The sequence below is a fragment of the Chloroherpetonaceae bacterium genome, assembly GCA_025056565.1.
Taxonomy (GTDB): Bacteria; Bacteroidota; Chlorobiia; order Chlorobiales; family Thermochlorobacteraceae; genus Thermochlorobacter.
On the sequence record JANWWA010000047.1, the window covers coordinates 1 to 838 of the forward strand.

Here is an 838-nt window from a genome sequence, read left to right on the forward strand (position 1 = left end):
ATTTAGAAAAAAAAAGAACAAAAAAAGCCGATAGAGGTAGAAATGCCCCTTTCAGGAGCTTGAGTGCAAAAACAGCCTGTACTTGCCGGGCGAGTGCATCATCACATAGATACCCGGCACTGTTTAAGATTTGTTTCATGTTGTTCATTTGCATGTTCCTTTTTTTTGTTTCTTTTACGATTTTTTGATAAAAAAGTTTCATTTTCAAAAAAAAAAAATTTAGAAAAAAAAAACAAACAAAAAAAGCCGATAGAGGAATGATGTCCTCTATCGGCACGTTTATCGGCATGGTTTTAGTGGAGCACTCTTAAAAGATGAGTTGCTCCTTTGAACATGAAAAAGACAGGAGAGATTGTAGTAAAGAGTGTTTGTGCAGCAAGTAATACATAATCGTTATCTAAAAACGCAACAACGAAGTCTTCTATAAACGGAGAGTTCAGTCTTCTACTGTCAACATACTGTAATTCTTCCGGATATATATAAAATTTTTCAAACAAAATGTCCTGGGCAGTTTCTGAAAACCCATAGATCAAATCACTCTGAGAGGCATTGAATTTTCTGCAGAGTGAGTCTTCAATAAGATGCTGCTTTATAAATCTTAGAAGGGATGGTTTGTCTGAATAAAAAACGGCTTCACACAATTCCAATTCTGTCATGCCAAAGCCGTCAAGCAGTTTCTTCAGTGTACCGTCGATTGAAATCTGATTCATATTTTTCCTTGTGTTTGATGTTGATGTTATTTGTCCCACAAATCACTTCACTACTGACTTTTACGGTTCTCTATCACAAAAAGTTTCAATTTAGAAAAAAAAATTTCAAACAAAATAAATGCAAAAAA

At 34.2% G+C, this 838-nt stretch carries 2 protein-coding genes; both read right to left on the bottom strand.

All coding sequences use genetic code 11. The annotated features are described in order from the left end of the window. Positions 1 to 202 (bottom strand): hypothetical protein (locus tag NZM05_12595; GenBank protein MCS7014453.1); only part of this gene is annotated, 202 nt, incomplete at its 3' end. Positions 203 to 293: 91 nt separating this feature from the next. After that, complete coding sequence (locus NZM05_12600) at positions 294 to 710, bottom strand: hypothetical protein (GenBank protein ID MCS7014454.1); 417 nt, start codon at positions 708 to 710, stop codon at positions 294 to 296. Positions 711 to 838: the final 128 nt, after the last annotated feature.

Coding starts and splice junctions, on each gene's coding strand:
- NZM05_12600 (MCS7014454.1), bottom strand. CDS start 710: ATGAATCAGATTTCAATCGACGGTACACTGAAGAAACTGCTTGACGGC.